We start from the raw sequence: 2,302 nt of genomic DNA on the forward strand, positions 1-2,302 counted from the left end.
ATCGATCCGAGCCTCGCCTCCTGCGATGCTTTCTCCGAAGGGGCAGTTTCGACTGCCCTTTTTTATGGCTGAACCACCCCCTCTTGCCGGCTGCACTAGACTGACGCCGTGATTCCCCACGGCTTTATCCAGGAACTGCTGTCCCGCGTCGACATCGTCGATGTGGTCGGCCGCCATGTCGAGCTCAAGAAGGCCGGCATCAACCACAAGGGCCTGTGCCCCTTCCACGGCGAGAAGTCGCCCAGCTTCATCGTCAGCCCCACACGGCAGACCTACCACTGCTTCGGCTGCGGCGTGCATGGCGACGCCATCCGCTTCCTCACCGAACTGCATGGGATGAGCTTTGTCGAGGCCGTCCAGGACCTGGCCCAACAGGTGGGTCTGGTGGTGCCCGAGGACGAGCGCAGCGCCGCCGAGCAGGCTGCCGCGGCCGAACAGCGCCAGCGCCAGCGCACCCTCAGCGATGTGCTGGAGCGCGCCGCCCAGCATTACCGCCAACATCTGAAGGGCTCCCAGCGGGCCATCGCCTATCTCAAGGGGCGTGGCCTGAGCGGCGAGATCGCCCACCGCTTCGGCCTGGGTTATGCGCCCGACGGCTGGCACGGCCTGGCCAGCGCCTTTGCGCACTACGACGACCCGCTGCTGGTCGAGTCCGGGCTGGTGATCCTGCAGGGGGAAACGGGCGAGGAGCAGCGCCGCTACGACCGCTTCCGCGACCGCATCATGTTCCCCATCCGCAATGTCAAGGGCGAGACGATCGCCTTCGGCGGCCGGGTGCTGGACAAGGGCGAGCCCAAGTACCTCAACTCGCCGGAAACCCCGGTGTTCGTGAAGGGGCGCGAACTCTATGGCCTGTACGAGGCCCGCAGCGGGCTGCGGGACAAGGGCTATGCCCTGGTGACCGAGGGCTACATGGACGTGGTGGCCCTGGCCCAGCTGGGTTTCCCGAACGCGGTGGCCACCCTGGGCACAGCCTGCACGGGCGACCATGTGCACAAGCTGTTGCGCTTCACCGAGCAGGTGGTGTTCAGCTTCGATGGCGATGCCGCCGGCCGTCGTGCCGCCGGCCGGGCCCTGGAAGCCGCCCTGCCCCATGCCACCGACACCCGCAGCTTCCGCTTTCTCTTTCTGCCGCCCGAACACGACCCGGACAGCTATGTGCGCGCCTTCGGGCCGGAGGCCTTCGAGAACCAGGTGCGCGACGCGGTGCCGCTGTCGCGCCAACTGCTGGAACACGCCGCCGCGGAATGCGACCTGACCACGGCCGAGGGGCGGGCCCGCATGCTGGCCCAGGCCCGTCCGCTGTGGCTGGCGCTGCCGGAGGGCGCGCTCAGGTCCCAGTTGCTCGGCGAGCTGGCCCGCGCCGGCGGATTGCCGGTGGACAAGCTTTCCAGGTTGTGGCACGAGGGGGGGTGGACCCAGCGCTCGGCCCCTCCGGCCGGGTCCAGCGCCTCGTCAACGGAGGCCCCGCCGGAGCAGCCCGCGTTCCGGCGCGGCGGGCTCTGGGGCCGGGACGCCTCTTCCGCGGCCAGCCCCAGGAACTTCGGCGGGCGGCGGCAGCCCCCCAAGCGCCCGGAAGACCGCGTGCTGCAGATGCTGTTCGGCCAGCCGGCCTGGTGGCTGGATCTGCCGCCCCATGAGCAAGACCTTCTCCATGCCCTGCCCGCCCCCCACGGCCCCTTGGTGGCCTGGCTCGAGCGCGATCTGGCAGAGCACGGCCCCCGGGCCTGGGCGGTGCTCCGCGAGGTGCTGGCCGAGGATCCTGGCTTCGATGAGACCTCCCGCGCCATCGCGGACGGCGACGCCGATCCCGGCGCCACGCCGGAAGACCTGCGGCGCGCCCTGGATGTGCTGGTGGAGCGTGAACTGGCGCGCGAGATGCAAACCTTGCTCGCCGAGGCCGCACAGCATCCCGACCTGCTCAACCGCTACCGCGAACTGGACCGGCAATGGCGCGAGGTGAAGCGCCGCCTGAGCCAGGCGGCCACCAGCGCTTGAGGTTCGAATCCATGCACTGCGGGCATGGATTTCTCAGCCCGGCTGGTATAATCCACAAATTATCCTCGGCAAGAGGGACAGCAGCACCTCCGGTCCAGGCCGCCCGCGTCACGGGTTACTGATTGGCCTAAATCCCCCGCAAGGGCTGCAATCGATCAGCGTCCCCGCGATCTTGCCTGTTCGGCTGGCGTCCCGCCTGTGCGGGTGCCCTTGCCTGCGCACGCCTTCTTGCCTGCACACCATCCTTGTGTGAGCTTGTCCGTGCCGGGTGAATCGCCGAACCCGAGTCCGATTCATTCCTCAA

At 68.8% G+C, this 2,302-nt stretch carries 1 protein-coding gene; it reads left to right on the plus strand.

Features of this window, described 5'->3' with window-relative positions; translation table 11 throughout:
* Positions 1–108: 108 nt before the first annotated feature.
* On the plus strand, positions 109–1,998 hold the full coding sequence (gene dnaG, locus I73_RS15250) for a DNA primase (protein WP_026096788.1): 1,890 nt from the start codon (positions 109–111) through the stop codon (positions 1,996–1,998).
* Positions 1,999–2,302 lie beyond the last annotated feature (304 nt).

It is taken from the genome of Ideonella sp. B508-1 (assembly GCF_000333615.1).
In the GTDB taxonomy this organism is placed as follows: Bacteria; Pseudomonadota; Gammaproteobacteria; order Burkholderiales; family Burkholderiaceae_C; genus Ideonella.